Source organism: Bacillus cereus group sp. BfR-BA-01311, assembly GCF_022664295.1.
GTDB lineage: Bacteria > Bacillota > Bacilli > Bacillales > Bacillaceae_G > Bacillus_A > Bacillus_A cereus.
This window is the reverse complement of sequence record NZ_JAKUHC010000004.1, coordinates 144,470-164,402: the sequence shown is the minus strand read 5'-3', so window position 1 is coordinate 164,402 and position 19,933 is coordinate 144,470. Positions and strand designations below refer to the sequence as shown.

Here is a 19,933-nt window from a genome sequence, read left to right as displayed (position 1 = left end):
TAGGAATAATTTTACATCAACAGGAAGGTAAATGGAAGTATTTTTGCGTAATATACAGATATACATTTATTTGGTTGTCAAGTTAACAGGATAGAAAGAGGGAGAAGACTGTATAAAACGGAATAAATAAGAATTGAAAATATTGTAAAACGGAAGAGGCATGCATATAATTAAAATAAAGTTTAAGTTTCTGAACCTTCAATAACGGTGGTGATAACATGTTTACTGAAGAACGTCGAGAGAAAATTTTAGAACTACTTAATACAGATGGAAGAGTAATAGCAAAGGATCTTGCGGAAAGATTTGATATGTCTATTGATTCTATAAGAAGAGATTTGTCTATTATGGAAAAGGATGGTTTATTAAAAAGAACGCACGGAGGTGCAATTGAACTTACGCGAGTGAGAAACTTAGCTGCGGAACCAACTAAACGTTATAGTGATAGCTCAATATATGAGGACACAATTGCAAGAGTTGCGGTATCTTATATACAAGAAGGTGATTCAATTTTTATTGGTGGGGCTTCCGTTCATAATGCGATGCTGAAATATTTACCGGAAGTATCATTTACGGTTATTACGAATTCTATAGAAATAGCTGGTTATCTACGAGAATATAAGAATATTGATACGTATTTAATTGGCGGAAAAGTAAAACCTTCAGGGAATATTACTGATACACTTGCCTCTGAATTGATAAGTAGATTTTCTATTGATCTGTATTTCTCTACAGGTGGAGGCATTTCATTACAAGGTATTAGTACCGCAACACCTGAAGTTGCTTATTTTAGTAAAAGAGTAAGTGAAATTGCTAGAAGAAATATTTGTTTAGTTCCGCATAATAAACTTGGAATAGATTGTTTTATAAGAGGAGAGTCTCTAAAAAAAATTGACATTATTATAACTGACGAAGAGGCTAGTAAAGAAACTGTTCAGGACTTTGAGAAACAAGGTAAACAAATTGTAATAGCACCATTATATTCATTTGAAAGGAGTTTGACATGATTGTAAAAGAGCAAGAGTTTCATATAAATGGATTAACTTATACAATTCGTTCTGCAGCTGAGAAAGATGCTGACCAGTTATCGAAAATTAGAGTTCAGATTGATGGAGAAACTGAAAATATGGATAGAGATGCTGGAGAGGGATTTATAGATAATCTAGAATTTCAAAAAATAATAAAAACAGATAGTGAAGAGACGAAGAATCTCTTTTTAGTTGCAGAAGTGCACAATCGAATCGTTGGATTTTCAAGGTGTGAAGGATCAAATTTTAAGAGATTATCTCATAAAGTGGAGTTTGGCGTTTGCATTTTAAAAGAGTTTTGGGGATATAAAATGGGGAAGAGCCTATTACAACAATCTATTAAATGGGCTGATGAAAATGCAGTAAATAAAATATCTTTACAAGTATTAGAGACAAACGAGAAAGCTATTCATCTTTATAAAAAATTAGGTTTTGAAGTAGAAGGCGTTTTGAAAAATGACAAAAGACTATCGGATGGAAAGTATTATAATACGGTATTGATGGGAAGATTTACTAATACTTTTCATGAAAGAGGTGAAGAAGTATGTTTTACAGAAGGAAGTACTATGTAGTGAAAAATGAATTCATAGAAGTATTTAATGATCATTTCAATAATACGAACTTACCTAATCAATTAAAGCATGGTTCTAGGCTAATAGGACGCTGGATGAAAGATAATAAGAATGGTACGTCTGAAGTATTTGCCATATGGGAATATGATAGTTATGAACAGTATAATGAAATAGAATCGAAAATTAGAAGTGACGAGAGGCATATTAAAGGAATACATGAATGGTATGAAAACCATGGCGGGAAAGAATATGTTTTACAGGAGTACATAGTAGAGATGAAAAATGAAGAGTTAGTATGTACTGTAAAGTAACAGAGGGGTGAGGGATAATAGAAATTAAAACAAAATTATATTTTAGTTTAGCATCCGTTATTTTATTTGCAATAGCCGTGATTGTTTTCTTTATAAATGGTAATCCACAAAAGTGGTTTTGGTTCTTTATTTTCTTTGCGTCCATTATACAAAATATAGTGCTACTAAAAAAGAATAAAGAAGTGTATTAGGATATTCAAATTATTAACATATTTGTGTCGTATTGCTAGTTGTATTGAAAACGCTTTTATTCAGTTTTATAATAAAAGTATGTTTTATAAATCTCCAAAACAATTAAAAGGGAGATGATACAATGTTAGCTTCACCGTTTTACTTACATGCATGGAAAAAGTTTGTTAATGAAGGTGTTCTTGATTCAAATCGCATAAATCAAAGAATTTCAGAATCGTGGCATCGATGTAAACAGGCTAATGTTAATCCTCACATGAATAAAGGTCAGAAAATTTTGTCTTCTCATATTTTTCGAGAACAAAAGAAAAAGAGTGAAATTTTCCTTGATATAGCACTACCTCAAATACAAAATATGAGAAAAACCATTGATGAACTACAAATGATGGCATTATTAATCGATCCAGATGGTTACGTTCTATCGTTAAGTGGAAATAAACAAACGTTAAAGCGAGCGAAACATATTAATTTTATTGAAGGTGTAAAATGGACGGAAGCAGCTGTGGGGACAAACGCAATAGGAACAGCGCTAGAAATTGAAGAAGCTATTATGATAAGTGGTACTGAACATTACTCCGTGGCATCTCATAGCTGGAGTTGTGCGGCTGCTCCCATTCATAACGATGATGGGAAATTAATTGGTATTCTAGATTTCTCCTGTCCAATTGAATTTTCACATCCATATATGCTCGGTATGGTAACTTCAATTGCACATGCGATTGAACGTGAATGTAGCATAAAAGTTCATCAAAATGAATTACACTTAATCCATCGTTTTTTAGATGTCATTGATAGTGATGAACAAGTAGTTATTTGTAATCATCGTGATGTTATCGTTTCTGCGAGTAAGAGCGTTCGGGAACGAGTAACTAATTGGTCAAGAATGAAACTTGAAGATTTAGTGCACCATGGATTGGAAACTAAATTAGAGATACCGGTATATAGTAATGAAAGAATGATCGGGAAATGTATGTATTTAAAGGAAAACAAACAAATGAATACATATTCTGCTTTCACATTTATAAAAGGAATTACTTTTCCAGGAGTTACCGGGACAAGCAAAGCATTTCAACACACACTAGAAGAAATTAAGCTTGTTTCACCGACTGATGCTAGTGTGTATGTATGTGGTGAGACAGGAGTAGGAAAGGAATATGTCGCGAGAGCGATTCATGAAAATAGTCCAAGAAAAGACGGGCCCTTTATAGCTGTTAACTGCGGTTCTTTGCCTAAAGAATTAATGGAAAGTGAATTGTTCGGTTATGCTGAAGGTGCGTTTACAGGTGCGCGACGTCAAGGATATAAAGGGAAATTTGAACAAGCGAAGGGAGGAACATTATTTTTAGATGAAATTGGTGAAGTACCACCAGAGATGCAAGTAGCCTTATTGCGTGTTTTACAAGAACGCACAATAACTCCAATAGGAAGTTCAAAAGAGGTACCAGTAAATATTCGTATTATTACTGCCACACATAAAGATTTACTAAGGTTAGTAGAAGAAGGGAAATTCCGTCAAGATTTATATTATCGTTTACATGTTTATCCACTATATGTTCCATCGTTAATAGAAAGAAAAGAGGATATTCCATATTTTATACAACACTTTTGCGAACGGAAGAATTGGAATGTTGTATTTCCGAAGAGTATTTGTAATCAATTTTTACAACATACATGGCCCGGAAATATTCGAGAACTAGTAAATGCATTAGAACGCATTTACATTTTGTCGCAAGGACGGGAAATATGCGAAAAACAAGTCGCTTTTTTGATACAAACAATGATGGGAAATCAACAACAACTTGAGTTACAAGTTGAAAATAAAACCGAACATACATTGAATTTTCGCGAAAAAATACAGCGTGATAGCATGATTGAAGCATTACAAAAGACAAACGGAAATGTTTCATTAGCTGCAAAACTATTAGATGTACCCCGTAGTACATTTTATAAACGAATGCAAAAATATAAGTTATAAAGTAGATTTTTGTAATCTACTTTTTCTTTGTGGGCTCATGTTCTGTCGGAATGTGCGCTTACCGGGGAAATAATAGAATTGTTAGAAGGGAAATTTCCTAATGGGGGTTAGTGTGTGAAGTACATTGAAATTGGAATCGGGAATAGGTGGTTCGTTCGAACAGAAACCGAAAATAAAGATGGAACTGAATTTGAAGAACGAGGAATTATAAAACCTGTTTATTTTGAGTCTTTATACATACGTATTTGGTTTCGGAAAACTTGTTTTATTTTTGATACGAAAGAGGGGTTTAAGAAAGATAAGAAGAGGAGGGTTGAATATAAATTTATAGTTGGAATTGTAAGTAGACTGGATAAAGAAGAAGTGGGCTAACATACGTAGTTATATTGGACAGGTAATTCTTTTGACTTATATCAAATTCATGAAAAGCACATTTACTAAATATAAATTGTTAATAAAACCACTAAAAATTATTATCAAGACCTAAAAGCTAAAAATCCTAAAAAAATAAAGGGCCAGATTGTTGAGGAAACAGTAATAATAAGAATACTCAAAATATTGTTTGTGAAGTGTTACACTTAAACTAACGGGCAGTTTAGCTTAAGTACATTTTTTCACAAATTTAAATGGGGAAATTTCCCCATTTTTTATACCAGCTTAACGTTGATTCGGGAATATTGAACTTCGCTACCTGCTAATTGAATTCTACTTCATCTGGAGACCTTTAAATTAAAATGCTTCCTTTCTTCTGACAGACTTATTAAATTTCGAAAACAATCAATTCAATCATCTTTTCGTATAGAAAAACTTATTAAGAAACATGCACTAGAAAAAATATAAATCATATATAGGAGATATCCCGTTTGAATGCTTGAGGAGGATATTATGAAACCTATGTTACCTAGTGAAAAATATTTCGGTAATTTAGAACTAGTTTATGCATTTTATGGGGCTATGCCTACAGGTGTTACTGTTTCAGAAACCGGTCGTATTTTCATTTGCTTTCCGAAATGGGGAGACGATGTTAAATTTACGGTGGCGGAAATTTTTGAGGATAAATTGCAGCCTTATCCTAATTTACAAACCAATTTGGCTAACCCCGAGAATATCCCAATGACTTTCATCAGTGTCCAAAGTGTAGTTGCTGATGGAAGGGGAACGCTTTGGATATTAGATACAGCGGCACCCAATTTTTCTGAACCTATTAAAGGGGGAGCAAAATTAGTCGCTGTTGATTTAGAAACCAATACAATAAGAAAAGTATATACCTTTACAGAAGATGTTGTCCTGCCTACAACTTATCTGAATGATGTCCGTTTTGATTTTCGTGTTGGAAAAGCAGGTTATGCCTATATAACGGATTCTTCTTCGAGAGGACCAGGAGCTATTATCGTCGTAGATTTATCAAATGGAAACGCGTTTAGACGGTTAAATGGAGCAAATTCAACTTCACCCGATCCCTATTTTTTACCGAAAGTAGAAGGTCAAATTTTAATGAATCGAAACAAAGACGGTTCAACTTCTCCATTTAGGTTGGCGTCTGATAGTCTTGCGATTTCTCCCGATGGAAAGATATTATTTTTTGCTCCACTAACCAGTCGGCATTTGTTCTCGATCTCAACAGAAGCCCTGAGAAACAGAACGATACCGGACATGAATTTACCTTATCATGTGGAGTATTGGGGAGAAAAAGGTGCGTCTGATGGAATGATCACTGATGCAAAGGGAACTGTTTATGCTGGAGATTATGAAAACAACAGTATCCGTAAGATATTTCCAAATGGCATAATGGAAACTATCGCACATGATCCGAGAATTTTGTGGCCGGATACTTTTTCAATTGGTCCGGATCAATATTTGTATGTCATTGTGAACCAATTACATCGACAGCCTAGATTTCATTATGGAAAAGACTTACGACAGAAACCTTATAGTTTACTTCGTATCAAAATTGATGAATTTCCTGCTCCGACCTTTTCATAATAAAAATAGTCAATAATGTTTTAAAAAATATGGTGAAGTAGTAATACCCGAACTTATGAGTGAAATTAATGAAAAGTTAAAATGGGATGTTGTTAGTTATGTAGATCATAAGGAGTATGCTTTATGGCCACTACTAAAATATTTTAAAAAGATAATTAAACAAGATTCACAAGAATGGAAAACACGAGGTTTAGAACTGTATAAATTATCTAGTGTAGCAGATATAAAGGGGAGTAATTTTCTTATCCTTTCTATATAGAAATTGCTATTGGTATTATTATACAATAGGTGTCAGAAAATACAGTTGTTTATTATTGGAGTGGGAGAGAATTATATGTCGATGTCGCTATATTATAAAAAAATCCGTGAGCAATTAGGCCATGAACTAATTCTAATACCGAGTGTAGCTGCTGTTATAAAGAATGGGCAGGGAGATAGTTTGTTTCAATATCCTGGCGGGGAATACTGGAGTTTGCCAGCTGGAGCAATTGAGCCTGGAGAAACTCCAGAAGAAGCGGTAGTTCGTGAAGTGTGGGAAGAAACGGGTTTGAAAGTGCAAGTAAAAAAACAAAAAGGGGTATTTGGAGGGGAAAGGTTCCGTCATATATATCCGAATGGCGATCAAGTAGAATATATTGTTGTTGTGTTTGAATGTGAAATTACTAGTGGAAAACTGAAATCGATAGATGGTGAATCTTTAAAACTACAATATTTCTCATTTTCTGAAAAGCCTACTTTAGCGCTACCATACCCAGATAATATATTTTTATAGATGTAAAATAACACACCTTACTTATTGAAGGTGTGCTATTTATATAACCCGGTCGTATACATCTCCGTTAACGTATACACAATTTCCTCTAAGTTAATCTTTTTATCATTTTGCGTAATAGTCCAAAGAAACGATTCATTCATCGCGAACCAACCGCGTGCTACAATCTCTTTATTTAAATTAGGTTGTGCTAATCCACTTTCTTGAGAGTAAGTAATATCCTGTTTAATACTTGTTATAAAACGTTTCCGAATCTCATCCCATTTTTGCCGTATTTCTCTTGATAATCCTATCGCTTCCTCTACAACTTGCAAAATAGCGCGTTCTTCATCTGCTAATTGCAGGAATGCTCTAACTTGATTTTGGATCATTATACGTGCTTCCTCTTTTGTTTGTGGAGAAAAAGAGCGCTCAGCAATATTATAAAATTGATTCATAACATCTTCCATTAAACTAATTAGGAGATCATCTTTGTTTTTGAAGTATACATATGCTGTTCCATAACCAGTTTCTGCATGTTTAATAATTTGTGTAATTGTCGTTTTTTGAAATCCATTATTTATAAAAATAGTGTAACCAGAGTGTAATAGTTTCTTCTTCGTTTCTAAGGAGCGGTGTTTTCTTGATGAAAGAGTAGAATTTTTCAAAGAATCACCTCTTTATACTGAAATATCTGAAAATATAACTGTATTGTAAAAGAAGTTCATATATAAAGTCAACTGACATAATATCATTGACGTTGTATCAATTAAGGTGATATATTTCAATTAGTTAGAATAAAAAGAAAATTAAGAGAAGGTGACACCATGTATAAAGAACCATTTCAACCAACTTATGAGTATGCGCTTGAATGTGATAAACATGATGAACTGAAAGATTTTCAAACTGAATTCTATAAAAACGAAGGTACTATATATTTAGATGGAAACTCATTAGGGCTACTTTCAAAAAGAGCAGAGAAATCATTACTTACGTTGCTAGATTCGTGGAAAGAGTATGGCATTGACGGCTGGACAGAAGGTGAGCACCCGTGGTTTTTCCTTTCAGAGAAATTAGGTAAACTTACAGCCCCTCTTATTGGTGCTTTACCGGAAGAAACTATTGTAACCGGTTCTACAACTACAAATATACACCAAGTTATTGCGACGTTTTACGAACCAAAAGGAATACGTACAAAAATACTTGCGGATGAATTAACTTTCCCATCAGATATTTATGCACTTCAAAGTCAAATTCGTTTAAAAGGATTAGATCCAGAGGAGCATTTAGTAAGAGTGAAAAGCCGAGATGGTAGAACACTTTCTGAAGAAGATATTATTTATGCGATGGAAGATGATATCGCTTTAATTTTATTACCTTCTGTTTTATATAGAAGTGGTCAAATTCTGGATATGAAACGTTTAACAACGGAAGCTCATAAACGCAGCATTCATATCGGATTTGATTTATGCCATTCAATAGGATCTATTCCGCATCATTTCAAAGATTGGGATGTCGATTTTGCTGTTTGGTGCAATTATAAATATTTAAATGCAGGACCGGGTGGCGTTGCAGGAATTTATGTGAATAATAAACATTTTAATAGACTACCAGGGTTGTCTGGATGGTTTAGTTCTAGAAAAGATAAGCAGTTTGATATGGAGCATACATTAACAGCTGCTGATCATGCAGGTGCTTATCAAATTGGTACACCGCACGTTTTAAGTACAGCACCATTAATTGGTTCACTTGAAATTTTCAAAGATGCTGGTATTGAACGTTTACGTGAGAAATCTTTACATATTACGAGATACATGCTGAATTTAATTGGAAATGAATTAAAAGATTTCGAATTTACAATTGGAAGTCCATTAGAGGATGAAAAACGAGGTGGGCACATTTATTTAGAGCATGCAGAAGCAGCACGTATATGTAAAGCACTAAAAGCAAATGGAGTAATTCCAGATTTTAGAGCGCCAAATGGGGTGAGACTTGCGCCGGTCGCTTTATATAACACATACGAAGAAGTGTGGAAATCTGTACAAATATTAAAGAAAATTATGAAAAATGAAGAGTATAAGCAGTTTGAAAATAAGCGAGAGGTTGTGGCATAAATATGAAAACATCAGAGTGGATTGATATTTCACAACCGCTAAATAATAATATTGCAACGTGGCCAGGAGACACACCGTTCTCGTATGAAGTTTCATGGTCAAAAGAAGAAAGTGGCTCAGTAAATGTCGGAAAGTTAACGATGAGTATTCATACAGGCACTCATATTGATGCACCATTTCATTTTGATAATGATGGAAAGAAAGTATTGGATTTAGATGTTCAAGTTTATGTTGGCCCAGCACGGATTATTGACGTTTCTAATCTTGAAAGCATCGGGAAAAAGGAATTAGAAAGCTTTCATTTAGAAGGTGTAGAACGATTATTATTACGTACATCTTCACATGGAAAAGCTGAAGAATTTCCAGAGGTGATCCCTCATTTACGTGCAGACATAGCGTCGTTTCTTTCAGAGAAAGGTATTCGTTTAATCGGAGTAGATGTACCATCAGTTGATCCGCTAGATGATAAAGAATTAGCAGCGCATCATCAATTATTTAAACATGGAATTCATATTTTAGAAAATGTCGTACTAGATCATGTAGCAGACGGTGATTATGAACTTATTGCATTACCACTTGCATTAACTGATGCAGATGGAAGTCCAGTTCGAGCCGTTATTAGACCAATATAAGTAGAATCATATAAAAGGGGCGTTTGGCTAATATGAAGGAAAATGAAAAAGTAATTATGGAAAAAGGGATTCATACGGATTTTAAAGAGAATATGACGTATGGGGAGTATTTACAATTAGATAGTTTACTATCTTCTCAAAAAAGATTATCGGACCATCATGATGAAATGTTATTTATCGTTATTCACCAAGCAAGTGAGCTTTGGATGAAGCTCATTTTACATGAGCTAAATGCGGCGATTGAATCTATTAAACAAGATAAATTACAACCAGCTTTTAAAATGTTAGCACGTGTATCAAAAATTCAGTCTCAAATTATTCAATCTTGGGATATTCTTGCGACATTAACACCATCAGAATATATTGAGTTTCGTGATTCACTCGGTCAAGCTTCAGGTTTTCAATCGTATCAATATCGTATGATTGAGTATGCACTTGGCTATAAAACGCCACACGCATTAAAAATTTATGAAAAGGATCCAGAATTACATGCACGACTTCATAAAGCGCTACATGCACCAAGTCTATATGATGTCGCGATTCAAGCATTAGTAAAAGAAGGATTCCCTATTCATAAAGATGTATTAAACCGTGATATTACGCAGCCTTATGAAGAAGATGCAACAGTAGAAGCGGCATGGCTTGAAGTGTATGCGGATGTGAAAAAATATTGGAATTTATATCAGCTTGCTGAAAAATTGATTGATATTGAAGACTGGCTACAACAATGGCGTTTCCGTCATATGAAAACAGTAGAAAGAATTATTGGACATAAAATGGGTACAGGTGGATCCTCCGGTGTTTCTTATTTAAAGCGAGTACTTGATCAACAATTCTTCCCAGAGCTTTGGAATGTTCGTACGAAATTATGAAAATAAACCTGTCAGTTCATTATGGCTGACAGGTTTATTTTTATTTGAGCACAATTATGTTTAAAATGAAGGAACAAGATATAATAAATGGAGTAACTATTTAAATGGAGGTAAAGTTTTTGGATTTCAAGCAACTAGAAAATAAATTCGAAAAGAAAAAAGTGAATACATTTCTTGTTTATCAAAAAGGGGAATTAACAACTGAGTATTATAAAACACCCGAATGTGCAAATAACTTATATAAAATAAATTCGATTACAAAAAGTATCGTATCTTTATTAATTGGTATTGCAATTGATAAGGGCTATATAAATGATATACATACATCAATTACAGAGTGGATTGAAAATGTACCTGGGGAAAAACATGATTTAACGCTATATCACTTATTAACAATGACTACTGGTGAGGACTGGAAAGAGTTTGGGAATGGAGTAGTATTCCCAAATGACTTTGTAGAATCAGAGAACTGGGTACAGTACATATTAGAAAAGCCAATAATTGAAGAACCTGCTACAAAAATGAATTATAATTCAGGTTCTTCTCATTTACTGAGCTATATTATTCAAGAAGCTACTGGAATGTCGACAGAGCGGTTTGCAAAGAAATATTTATTTGATCCATTAAAAATTAACGAATACGAGTGGCAACAAGATCCGCAGGGTATATATGTAGGTGGCTTCGGTATGAAAATGAAATCTACCGATTTATTAAAATTAGGAAAATTATGTTTGCAAAATGGATATTGGAATGAAAAAGAAATTGTATCAGCGAAATGGTTAGAAGAGTCAAGTAGAGCGCAATTTGAAACATATGAACATGTCGGCGCATATGGATATCACTGGTGGGTATTACATAACGAAAGATTTCACATACCGTATTGTATATATTTCGCTATGGGATACGGCGGACAATACATCGTTATCATTCCTCAATTAGAAGTAGTATCTATTATAAGTAGTCATATGCCAAAACGTGGGCTCGTTCCGTTAAATTTATTTATTGAGCATGTACAGGGAAATTCTAATTATATATAAGAAAAGGAGGGAATGTATGAAAGATGAAAAAATTTTATCTTTATTTAGACTATGTTTAAGCCTTCTAGCATTTAGTGCAATCATTACGCAATTTATAATACGGGCACAAGTGAAACCGTTCAATCCAGTTAACTTTTTTAGTTTCTTCACGATCGAAAGTAACATTTTAGTTGCATGTATTCTCCTTTTAAGTAGTATCGGAACAGCTACATTTGGTCGATCAGAACAGTTTGGTATACTTCGTGGTGCAGCAACGGTATACATACTTACGACTGGACTCATTTATTTTTTATTATTAAGAGGGTTAGAAGAATCACTTCAAACGGCAATACCATGGGTAAATACGGTGTTACATTATATCATGCCAATTGCTATGCTTTTAGATTGGATATTAAATCCACCAAATAAGAAAATCACTTGGAAACAAGCTTCAAGTTGGCTCTTATTCCCGTTTTTTTACGTTGTATATAGCTTAATTCGTGGTCCAATCGTGAATTGGTATCCTTATCCATTTTTAGATCCGAGAATAGGTGGATATGGTAGAGTACTTTTATACAGTATAGGGATAGCAGTTGTAATTGGCACTATTTGTATATTGGTAAGATTTTTAGGGAATCGATATTTTAGAAAAGAATTTTAGAAATGAAAGAAACCCGGCTGTTATGAATCTAAATAGCCGGGTTTCTTTCATTTTATCTACTCGTCTTCTGAAACGACATTTTAATAAATTTCTCCGTCTTCGTTTCAAATTCCACATCAACAAAAACACCATATTCTTTTCCGTCTTCACGTAGCCACAATTTGAATTTTTCAACTGTTATTTGAACGGTTTTTGGTTTTCTACCTATATGAAGGTAATCAATAATCTCTGCTTTTGGGTACTTTTCTTTCGTTTTCTCTACAGCAAGCTTACCCCATTTTGCATACGGCGGCTGCGCATGAACAATTGATGAGCCTGTATATACATTTGAACATGTTGTTAGGAACAGAAGGACGAGTGCGACACGCTTTAACAAATTCTTCATGATGAACTCCTTTTATCCTTTTTTTATATTGTTTACATTTTCTTTCTACGATATTAGTTTGGATTTTTTTGTCTTCTTTACATAAAAGCGAGGCTTTTACAAAACATAACCAAGAAATCATTTACATAATTAAGGAGGGAAAATTATGCGCCAAAAAGCTATTTTTAAAATAGCGGTTTTACTTGCGTTCATAGGACTGTCTTTAATGGTCAGTAGTATACAACTAAAGAATGTAGAAGCATTTTCTAATCAAGTCATTCAAAGAGGAGCATCGGGCGAAGATGTCATTGAACTGCAATCTCGTTTAAAATATAACGGATTTTATACGGGAAAAGTAGATGGTGTTTTCGGATGGGGTACATATTGGGCACTTCGGAATTTTCAAGAGAAATTTGGATTACCCGTTGATGGTTTAGCTGGAGCTAAAACGAAGCAAATGCTCGTGAAAGCAACGAAGTATGACAAGTCAACTGCTAATAAAGGGACGACAACGAATAAAGGAAATAGTGGTGGCACTGCACAAGAGAATAAACCACCTCAAAATAAAGGGACAAATGTTCCGAATGGTTATTCTCAAAATGATATTCAGCTTATGGCAAACGCAGTATACGGAGAATCACGCGGTGAACCATATTTAGGACAAGTTGCAGTAGCTGCTGTTATTTTGAACCGTGTTACAAGTGCGTCATTCCCAAATACTGTTTCAGGTGTAATCTTTGAACCTAGAGCATTTACAGCGGTAGCCGATGGACAAATATATTTAACACCAAATGAAACAGCAAAAAAAGCAGTTTTAGATGCGATTAACGGATGGGATCCAACAGGAAATGCTTTATATTATTTCAATCCAGATACTGCGACTAGTAAATGGATTTGGACTCGTCCACAAATTAAAAAAATCGGTAAACATATTTTCTGTAAATAGAGCGGAGGTGGGACAATGTTACGAGGTATTATCATTGTATTATTAACAGTCGGTGTAGTAGGAACAGGCTATTGGGGCTATAAAGAGCACCAAGAGAAAAATGCGGTTTTAATTCGAGCGGAAAATAGCTATCAACGTGCATTCCATGATTTAGCATACGAAGTCGATTTATTACACGATAAAATTGGCACAACACTTGCGATGAATTCACGATCATCTTTATCACCTGCATTAGCGGATGTATGGCGTTTAACATCTGAAGCTCGCTCAGATGTAGGACAACTACCTTTAACATTAATGCCATTTAATAAAACGGAAGAATTTTTAGCGAATATCGGTGATTTCAGTTACCGTGCAGCCATTCGTGATTTAGAAAAAGAGCCGTTAAATGAGCAAGAATATAAAACGCTACAAACTTTATATTCAAATGCAGGAAATATACAAGATGAACTAAGAAAAGTACAACATCTTGTTTTGAAAAATAATTTACGCTGGATGGATGTAGAAATGGCACTTGCATCAAATCGCGATCCAGCAGATAACACAATTATTGATGGATTGAAAACTGTAGAGAAAAACGTAACATCATATTCTTCTACAAACTTCGGACCGACCTTTACAAGTGCGCAAAAAAATAAAAAAGGTGGATTTGAAGCGGAAGGAAAGGCAATTTCTAGAGATGAAGCGGCGAAAATTGCCAAATCGTTTTTGAATTTAAAAGGAAATGAAAAAGTAGATGTTGAGAAAAGCGGAAAAGGTGCGAAAGAATCCTTCTATAGTGTGAAAATTAAAGATGAAGCAACGAACAATGAGTTCTATATGGATATTACCGGAAAAGGCGGATATCCAATTTGGGTTATGAATAACCGCGAAATTAAAGAACAGAAAGTTAGTTTAAACGATGCAGGTAGTAAAGGTTTGAAATTTTTAAAGGACCATAAGTTTAATAATATGGAGCTTTATGATAGCTCTCAATATGATAATGTTGGTGTATTTACGTATGTAGTAAATGAAAATGGAGTACGAATTTATCCAGAATCAATCCAAATGAAAATTGCTTTAGATGATGGTTCTATCGTTGGGTTCTCCGCAAAAGAATATTTAGCGTCACATCAAAAGCGAGCAGTTCCATCGGCAAAGCTAACTGCAGCAGAAGCAAGAAAGAAAATCAATCCGGATGTAAAAGTCATGGAAGAACGTAAAGCTTTAGTAGTCAATGATTTGCATAATGAAGTGCTTTGCTATGAATTTGTAGGCACTTTAGGAAAAGATACGTACCAAATATTCATTAATGCTAATAGCGGGGCCGAGGAAAAGGTAAAGAAAATGCAAGCTGTTGAAAAAATTTATGATTAAACCTTAATAGTGAAGTGGTGAAAATAATGAAAACTCTAATATATATATTGATGCTTTGCTTCGTTATAACTGGATGCAGTATTGGAAAAAAAGACAATCCAAACGAAAAGCCGGAACAAAAAAATGTTTCAATGAAAAATGTTAATTATACGAATAAATCAAATAAGCCAAATGAAAAAGCAGCAGATCATTTAGCATCTTTAGCAGCAAGTGTGCCAGGTGTGAATGATGCAACAGCGGTCGTTGTTGGAAAATATGCTATTGTAGGTATTGATGTAAAAGCAAAACTTGATCGAACTCGAGTTGAATCAATTAAATACTCTGTTGCAGAAAGTTTAAAAAATGACCCTGACGGTGCTAATGCAGTCGTTGTAGCAGATGTTGATACGTATGAACGCCTCAAACAAATCGGAAAGCAAATTAAAAAAGGAAAAACAGGTGAAGGTATACTAGATGAATTAGCCGCTATTGTGGGCCGAGTAATGCCACAAGTTCCAAATGATATGATAGAAAATAGAGAAACGAATCCAATTAAAGATAATGATAAACAATTACCAAAAGATGAAGAACAAGAGTTAAGAAAAGAACAGGATGATCAATCAAATAATCATTTGAATAAATGAAATTAGCCTCGTACTTAATTGTACGAGGTTTTTAAATATAATATTAAATATTCAGTTTATTTTTAAGGGAATATATGGTTTAATTATCATGGGAGGGACAACTGTTATGATGAAAAAAAGCGCATGTATATTGTTTAGTTTATGCTTAGGTTTCAGTATGACAGCGTGTGAACAGAGAAAAGAAGTGAAAAACCAAACAGCAACTTCTTCTACTGTGATGGAAAGGCAACAGAAAGAGTCTATCAATATAAATCATTTCTCGAGTATAAATGAAGGAATGACTTATACAGAAGTGAAAGATTTAATTGGTTTTGAAGGAGATTTACTTATAGAAGAAGGGGTAGAGCATTCTACACAAATTAAACAAATTTTTGCTTGGAAAGGGAACGATCCAAATTCATTTGTTGAAATTACCTTTTTAGATGGAAGAGTGCATTCAAAAGCACAGCAAGGTATAAGTTAATAAGCTGAAAAATGGGAGAGTTTAGCATGAACATACACACAGGGGAAATTCAATTAGCTCCGTATAAGGAGAAATATAAAGAAGTTATACAAACATTTACTTTACCAAGTGAACAAGTTCAGTTTACATCAGATCCAAGCGCATTACTGGAGAAAGCAAAAAGTGATTATACAAAAAATGTGATTGTTATTTTAGATCACAACGGGGTACCGGTGGGTCTTTTCGCATTGGAAACGGGAGATAGAGTAAAGGAGTTCACAGATAATGAGGATGCTTTACTTTTAACGTCATTTTCTATTAATCACAATAGACAAAGAAAAGGATTCGCTAAAAAGTCATTGTTATTATTAGAAGAGTTTGTAAAACGTTATTTTCCAATAAAAAATGAAGTTGTACTTGCTGTGAATGAAAGAAATATTCCTGCACAAAATTTATATGCAAAAGTTGGTTTCCAAGATAAAGGTTTTAGAAGAATGGGACCAATTGGCCAACAAATAATAATGCATTTACCTATAATGAAATAATGAGATAGAAAACTTACTCTTGAATATTCAAGTAGTAGGTTTTTTTATTTTAACAATATATAATATATGTATATAAAATGAAACAGGAATGAAGGATATAAAAAATGAATCAAGATAGAAAATGGAATATCGTTGGAGGAAGAGTGATTAAAACTGGGATTGCAGTTTTTCTTACAGTGTTAGTTTGTGATTTTTTTAACATCCCAACTATTTTTGCTGTAATAACAGCAATTGTTACAATTGAACCAACTGCAACAGACTCAATAAAAAAAGGACTTATTCGCTTTCCGGCCTCAACAATTGGATCGGCATATGCCATGACTTTCACATTTTTCCTAGGCCACCAAGCAATTTCTTATGCATTAGCTGCAATGTTTACGATCGTTACATGTCAAAAACTAAGGTTACATGCGGGAACTTTAGTTGCAACTTTAACTGCCGTAGCAATGATTCCAATTACGGCAAATCATTATTTTACTGCATTTTTAATTCGTTTAGCTACTACATCTACTGGTATTATAGTATCTACTTTAGTGAATTTTTTCATTTTTCCACCCCACTACACGAAAATGATTTTTGGATGTACAGAGGATCTATTTGCTAAAACAGCAAATATTATGGAAGAATGGATTACTGCATTAGTTGCAGGAAAAGGTGTGAAAAAGGAGACTGCTCAGGATTTATCTAAATTGACTTTATTATTGCATAAGGCGATACAATTTGTTCAATATGAGCAGAAAGATTGGAAATATCATCAACATACAAAGAAGGAAATGAGAAGCTTTTTAACGATGCAGAAGCAACTTCATATATTACAGCAAATCATTTACCATATAGATAATTTAGCTCGGGTATCAATTGAGACTTGTGACTGGTCACAAAGTGAAAGAGAAATATTACAACGAACAATTCATTCTATAATTGCTATATTGAGAAACCGTTGTAATGAAATTGATGAGGAACATTTCAAACTTATTGCTGAATTAGACAAGCAATTTTGGAGTTATAAAAATGATTTAAAAGATTATAAACCAAATCATTATCATCACCATTTTTCAAGTGAATCTATTATTTTATTTGAGGTATTATCTATTCATGATATGTTAGAAGAATTAAAACAAATATCCGAGAAATATGAGTGGGAAAACCGATTCAATTGATAAGTTCATTTTACTGTGGGGGGGGATAATATGACATTTTACATTGCATTACTAAGAGGAATCAATGTCGGTGGCCATAAAGTAATCAAAATGGCTGATTTAAAACGAGTGTTTGAATCAATAGGGTTAAAACAAGTGAAAACATATATACAGAGTGGTAATATTGTGTTCGAATCTGAGGAAGGTATAAACTTTCTAAAGGACCAAATACAATCTGAAATAAAAAAAGAATTTGATTTCGATGTTCCAGTCATGCTAAGAACACATGATGAATTTATAAATATTATTAAACAATGTCCATATGAAGTTCATTCATTGTTAGAAGGAGAAAGTGTTCATATTGCTTTTTTAGCTAATGTACTTTCTGAAGAAGAGAGTAGTCAATTGCTTACATTTAAAAGTGAACTTGAAGATTGCTATATAGATGAGAAGGTCGTTTATTTATTTTTCAAAAATAGCATTCGAAATTCTAAATTAATGAACCAGTTTCAGAAGTTACATACACCAGCTACAGTTAGGAATTGGCGGACTGTGAATAAATTAAAAGCAATTGTAGAGAGTATGTAAATATAAAAAGATGAGGTTTTCTACATGTAGAAAACCTCATCTTTTTACTTATATTGTTTTGCAACTATGAGTTCGACAATAGGATAAATAAAGAATGAAGAGCAAATTGCGATGAACAGGGGGAGATTTTTTACTCCATCTAAATTAGCCCCCATAGAAAATCCTTCGGAGAAGATTAATAAAAGGAACATTACAACTACAAGCACAAAATACGCAATTTTAAAGCTTTTATATGTAATTTGTTGTCCCATCTCATCTTGACTTTCTTCTGACACACCGTGGGGATCTCCCCAAGTAATGTGATTAATTAAATTACTAAGTATTAACGAAATAGCAAAAATCGTACCACCTAAAATAGAACCTTCAGTTATGTATTTATATGTGCCATGTACTAGTATTGCAATTAATGCTAAAACAATGATTATAAAAATAGTTTTTTTAGTATTCAATAAATAATTGCCCCCTCGATTGTAAAAAACTCTTTACAAATATAAGTATAAAATTGGAAAAGTGTCATGTCAAATACTTTTTACACACAATATGTAAGTATGCAATATTTTGTTTTTATGATAAATAAAAAATTACAATACATTTGAATGTAAAAGAATGGGCTCGCATATATTTGGAAGGGATGTCAGATTAATTTAGGGGGTAGTTATGTCTATACTTTTAAAAGCTGGTGCAGATGCAGGAAACAACGGTTTGAAGTTAATGGTGAAAGGGCAAGACCCTATTTTTATTCCGAGTATTTATTCTTTATATATAGGTGAGCCTACAGGACTCTTAGATGAGGTAGATGTTTCATTATCTGAATTAGAAAACCACATTGATGTGACTATAAGTTCGCCATCGTTAATGCTAAATAATGTACGATACATCGTTGGAGAAAAAGTTATTCAAGATCAATTAAAAGGTACTGAGGTAGAGAAGAAATCGAATAAGTCAACGGATGAGTTAATGGTTATTACAATACTATCAGGTTTGGCGGTAAGCGCTATGCGTCAAAGTCCAACTTCTAGCCATATTAATATTCGTTATGATTTATCTGTCGCTCTTCCTATGCAGCTTATTACACAAGAAATAGCTGCTGAAAATGCAAAACGTTATATGGGAAATCATAAGGTTATTTTCCATTATCCGAACGGACGCGATGTGACAATTAATGTTTCAATTGAGTATTGTAAATGCCTGCCGGAGGGCGCTTCTGGTACGTGGGGCATTGTATACGATGAAGAAGGAAATGTTGTGAAACATAAAATAGAATGTGAGCAAAATCAAGTTTCTGAAATTGATTTTGTAGATAAAACTCTACTCTCTTTTGATATTGGTGCAGGGACGACAGAAGAAGTCGTTTCATTAGGGGTGAATTTCCGTCCGCAACTAAGTAAAGGTTTATCTTATGGTGTAAAAGAGACGTTACTACAAATCATTACGAGATGGAACCGGAAGTATCCAACTAAAACGATTGATAGTATTACAGAATTCAATCAAATTTATTTAAATGATAAGCATCCGAGAAATACCTTATTAGTTGAGGAATCACAGCCAGCGCTATTAGGTTTAGCAGCACGTGTTGCAACAGATATTATAAATAAAATTGATGATATGAAAGACGATCCATACGTGTTTATTTATGGCGGGGGTGCAGTAATTATTAAAAATAGTTTAAAAATGATTTTAAAGCAAAAAGGACGACTCAAAAATGTAATCTTTGTAGATAATCCGTTATTTACAAATGCACGAGGATTATTAGTTTATACTTGTTCGCCAAAATATAGAGAGCATAAGCAAAAAGAGTTAGGATTTACAAACTTAACGATAAGTTAGTT

At 33.6% G+C, this 19,933-nt stretch carries 23 protein-coding genes; 20 read left to right on the top strand and 3 right to left on the bottom strand.

Annotated features, from left to right (window positions below):
* The first annotated feature begins 218 nt into the window (after positions 1-218).
* The 7 genes from MR136_RS11395 (at position 219) to MR136_RS11365 (ending at position 6,827) form a co-directional block, all read left to right on the top strand.
* Entirely contained in the window at positions 219-1,004 is a 786-nt protein-coding gene (locus MR136_RS11395; RefSeq protein WP_119683515.1) for a DeoR/GlpR family DNA-binding transcription regulator, read from the top strand.
* Positions 1,001-1,597 (top strand): GNAT family N-acetyltransferase, encoded by a 597-nt coding sequence (locus MR136_RS11390; protein WP_242259403.1) that lies wholly within the window; start codon positions 1,001-1,003, stop codon positions 1,595-1,597. Before MR136_RS11395 ends, MR136_RS11390 begins: the two co-directional genes overlap by 4 nt.
* On the top strand, positions 1,570-1,908 hold the full coding sequence (locus MR136_RS11385; protein WP_000499992.1) for an NIPSNAP family protein: 339 nt from the start codon (positions 1,570-1,572) through the stop codon (positions 1,906-1,908). Before MR136_RS11390 ends, MR136_RS11385 begins: the two co-directional genes overlap by 28 nt.
* Before the next feature lie 313 nt (positions 1,909-2,221).
* Positions 2,222-4,072, top strand: a complete 1,851-nt coding sequence (locus MR136_RS11380; RefSeq protein ID WP_242259402.1) for a sigma-54-dependent Fis family transcriptional regulator — start codon at positions 2,222-2,224, stop codon at positions 4,070-4,072.
* 114 nt (positions 4,073-4,186) lie between these two features.
* Positions 4,187-4,444, top strand: coding sequence for a DUF3977 family protein (locus MR136_RS11375; protein WP_242259401.1), 258 nt, complete (start codon positions 4,187-4,189; stop codon positions 4,442-4,444).
* A 513-nt stretch (positions 4,445-4,957) separates the two neighbouring features.
* A complete protein-coding gene (locus MR136_RS11370; protein ID WP_242259400.1) occupies positions 4,958-6,055 on the top strand; it encodes a major royal jelly family protein in 1,098 nt (365 codons plus the stop codon).
* 334 nt (positions 6,056-6,389) lie between these two features.
* Positions 6,390-6,827 carry an NUDIX hydrolase gene (locus tag MR136_RS11365; protein WP_242259399.1) on the top strand — a complete coding sequence of 146 codons (438 nt, stop codon included), beginning with the start codon at positions 6,390-6,392 and terminating at the stop codon, positions 6,825-6,827.
* Between the two features lie 35 nt (positions 6,828-6,862).
* Here the strand turns inward: MR136_RS11365 and MR136_RS11360 are convergent, their stop codons facing one another.
* Positions 6,863-7,474 (bottom strand): TetR/AcrR family transcriptional regulator, encoded by a 612-nt coding sequence (locus MR136_RS11360; protein WP_098583847.1) that lies wholly within the window; start codon positions 7,472-7,474, stop codon positions 6,863-6,865.
* A gap of 159 nt (positions 7,475-7,633) precedes the next feature.
* Here MR136_RS11360 and kynU point away from each other — a divergent pair, with 159 nt between their 5' ends.
* The 5 genes from kynU (at position 7,634) to MR136_RS11335 (ending at position 12,101) form a co-directional block, all read left to right on the top strand.
* Positions 7,634-8,920 (top strand): kynureninase, encoded by a 1,287-nt coding sequence (kynU, locus tag MR136_RS11355; protein WP_242259398.1) that lies wholly within the window; start codon positions 7,634-7,636, stop codon positions 8,918-8,920.
* Between the two features lie 2 nt (positions 8,921-8,922).
* A complete protein-coding gene (gene kynB, locus MR136_RS11350) occupies positions 8,923-9,552 on the top strand; it encodes an arylformamidase (protein ID WP_000858074.1) in 630 nt (209 codons plus the stop codon).
* Positions 9,553-9,584: 32 nt separating this feature from the next.
* Positions 9,585-10,424: a tryptophan 2,3-dioxygenase gene (kynA, locus tag MR136_RS11345; protein ID WP_000661957.1), complete on the top strand. Its 840-nt coding sequence runs from the start codon at positions 9,585-9,587 to the stop codon at positions 10,422-10,424.
* A gap of 119 nt (positions 10,425-10,543) precedes the next feature.
* On the top strand, positions 10,544-11,461 hold the full coding sequence (locus MR136_RS11340; RefSeq protein ID WP_000346250.1) for a serine hydrolase domain-containing protein: 918 nt from the start codon (positions 10,544-10,546) through the stop codon (positions 11,459-11,461).
* 16 nt (positions 11,462-11,477) lie between these two features.
* Positions 11,478-12,101: a Pr6Pr family membrane protein gene (locus MR136_RS11335; RefSeq protein WP_000650955.1), complete on the top strand. Its 624-nt coding sequence runs from the start codon at positions 11,478-11,480 to the stop codon at positions 12,099-12,101.
* 52 nt (positions 12,102-12,153) lie between these two features.
* On the opposite strand, the gene MR136_RS11330 is transcribed toward MR136_RS11335, so the two are convergent.
* Positions 12,154-12,486: a YqzG/YhdC family protein gene (locus MR136_RS11330; RefSeq protein ID WP_000793371.1), complete on the bottom strand. Its 333-nt coding sequence runs from the start codon at positions 12,484-12,486 to the stop codon at positions 12,154-12,156.
* Positions 12,487-12,631: 145 nt separating this feature from the next.
* Between MR136_RS11330 and sleB the strand changes: the two genes are divergently transcribed.
* The 7 genes from sleB to MR136_RS11295 all read left to right on the top strand — a co-directional run bounded on the left by sleB (position 12,632) and on the right by MR136_RS11295 (position 18,104).
* Positions 12,632-13,411 (top strand): spore cortex-lytic enzyme, encoded by a 780-nt coding sequence (gene sleB / locus MR136_RS11325; RefSeq protein WP_001249053.1) that lies wholly within the window; start codon positions 12,632-12,634, stop codon positions 13,409-13,411.
* 15 nt (positions 13,412-13,426) lie between these two features.
* A complete protein-coding gene (gene ypeB / locus MR136_RS11320; protein ID WP_242259397.1) occupies positions 13,427-14,767 on the top strand; it encodes a germination protein YpeB in 1,341 nt (446 codons plus the stop codon).
* Positions 14,768-14,793: 26 nt separating this feature from the next.
* On the top strand, positions 14,794-15,390 hold the full coding sequence (locus MR136_RS11315; protein WP_000854053.1) for a YhcN/YlaJ family sporulation lipoprotein: 597 nt from the start codon (positions 14,794-14,796) through the stop codon (positions 15,388-15,390).
* Between the two features lie 106 nt (positions 15,391-15,496).
* Complete coding sequence (locus tag MR136_RS11310; protein ID WP_000976446.1) at positions 15,497-15,853, top strand: hypothetical protein; 357 nt, start codon at positions 15,497-15,499, stop codon at positions 15,851-15,853.
* Between the two features lie 11 nt (positions 15,854-15,864).
* A complete protein-coding gene (locus MR136_RS11305) occupies positions 15,865-16,377 on the top strand; it encodes a GNAT family N-acetyltransferase (protein ID WP_002025890.1) in 513 nt (170 codons plus the stop codon).
* Between the two features lie 104 nt (positions 16,378-16,481).
* The gene (locus tag MR136_RS11300) at positions 16,482-17,537 is read left to right on the top strand and encodes an aromatic acid exporter family protein (protein ID WP_001070829.1); all 1,056 of its coding nucleotides are present in this window, start codon (positions 16,482-16,484) and stop codon (positions 17,535-17,537) included.
* A gap of 30 nt (positions 17,538-17,567) precedes the next feature.
* The gene (locus MR136_RS11295; RefSeq protein WP_000145145.1) at positions 17,568-18,104 is read left to right on the top strand and encodes a DUF1697 domain-containing protein; all 537 of its coding nucleotides are present in this window, start codon (positions 17,568-17,570) and stop codon (positions 18,102-18,104) included.
* 44 nt (positions 18,105-18,148) lie between these two features.
* Here the strand turns inward: MR136_RS11295 and MR136_RS11290 are convergent, their stop codons facing one another.
* Complete coding sequence (locus MR136_RS11290; RefSeq protein WP_001093141.1) at positions 18,149-18,553, bottom strand: hypothetical protein; 405 nt, start codon at positions 18,551-18,553, stop codon at positions 18,149-18,151.
* 208 nt (positions 18,554-18,761) lie between these two features.
* On the opposite strand from MR136_RS11290, the gene MR136_RS11285 reads away from it, so the two are divergent.
* On the top strand, positions 18,762-19,931 hold the full coding sequence (locus MR136_RS11285) for a ParM/StbA family protein (RefSeq protein WP_000025622.1): 1,170 nt from the start codon (positions 18,762-18,764) through the stop codon (positions 19,929-19,931).
* Positions 19,932-19,933: the final 2 nt, after the last annotated feature.

Coding starts and splice junctions, on each gene's coding strand:
- MR136_RS11395 (WP_119683515.1), top strand. CDS start 219: ATGTTTACTGAAGAACGTCGAGAGAAAATTTTAGAACTACTTAATACA.
- MR136_RS11390 (WP_242259403.1), top strand. CDS start 1,001: ATGATTGTAAAAGAGCAAGAGTTTCATATAAATGGATTAACTTATACA.
- MR136_RS11385 (WP_000499992.1), top strand. CDS start 1,570: ATGTTTTACAGAAGGAAGTACTATGTAGTGAAAAATGAATTCATAGAA.
- MR136_RS11380 (WP_242259402.1), top strand. CDS start 2,222: ATGTTAGCTTCACCGTTTTACTTACATGCATGGAAAAAGTTTGTTAAT.
- MR136_RS11370 (WP_242259400.1), top strand. CDS start 4,958: ATGAAACCTATGTTACCTAGTGAAAAATATTTCGGTAATTTAGAACTA.
- MR136_RS11365 (WP_242259399.1), top strand. CDS start 6,390: ATGTCGATGTCGCTATATTATAAAAAAATCCGTGAGCAATTAGGCCAT.
- kynU (WP_242259398.1), top strand. CDS start 7,634: ATGTATAAAGAACCATTTCAACCAACTTATGAGTATGCGCTTGAATGT.
- kynB (WP_000858074.1), top strand. CDS start 8,923: ATGAAAACATCAGAGTGGATTGATATTTCACAACCGCTAAATAATAAT.
- kynA (WP_000661957.1), top strand. CDS start 9,585: ATGAAGGAAAATGAAAAAGTAATTATGGAAAAAGGGATTCATACGGAT.
- MR136_RS11335 (WP_000650955.1), top strand. CDS start 11,478: ATGAAAGATGAAAAAATTTTATCTTTATTTAGACTATGTTTAAGCCTT.
- MR136_RS11330 (WP_000793371.1), bottom strand. CDS start 12,486: ATGAAGAATTTGTTAAAGCGTGTCGCACTCGTCCTTCTGTTCCTAACA.
- sleB (WP_001249053.1), top strand. CDS start 12,632: ATGCGCCAAAAAGCTATTTTTAAAATAGCGGTTTTACTTGCGTTCATA.
- ypeB (WP_242259397.1), top strand. CDS start 13,427: ATGTTACGAGGTATTATCATTGTATTATTAACAGTCGGTGTAGTAGGA.
- MR136_RS11315 (WP_000854053.1), top strand. CDS start 14,794: ATGAAAACTCTAATATATATATTGATGCTTTGCTTCGTTATAACTGGA.
- MR136_RS11310 (WP_000976446.1), top strand. CDS start 15,497: ATGATGAAAAAAAGCGCATGTATATTGTTTAGTTTATGCTTAGGTTTC.
- MR136_RS11305 (WP_002025890.1), top strand. CDS start 15,865: ATGGGAGAGTTTAGCATGAACATACACACAGGGGAAATTCAATTAGCT.
- MR136_RS11300 (WP_001070829.1), top strand. CDS start 16,482: ATGAATCAAGATAGAAAATGGAATATCGTTGGAGGAAGAGTGATTAAA.
- MR136_RS11295 (WP_000145145.1), top strand. CDS start 17,568: ATGACATTTTACATTGCATTACTAAGAGGAATCAATGTCGGTGGCCAT.
- MR136_RS11285 (WP_000025622.1), top strand. CDS start 18,762: ATGTCTATACTTTTAAAAGCTGGTGCAGATGCAGGAAACAACGGTTTG.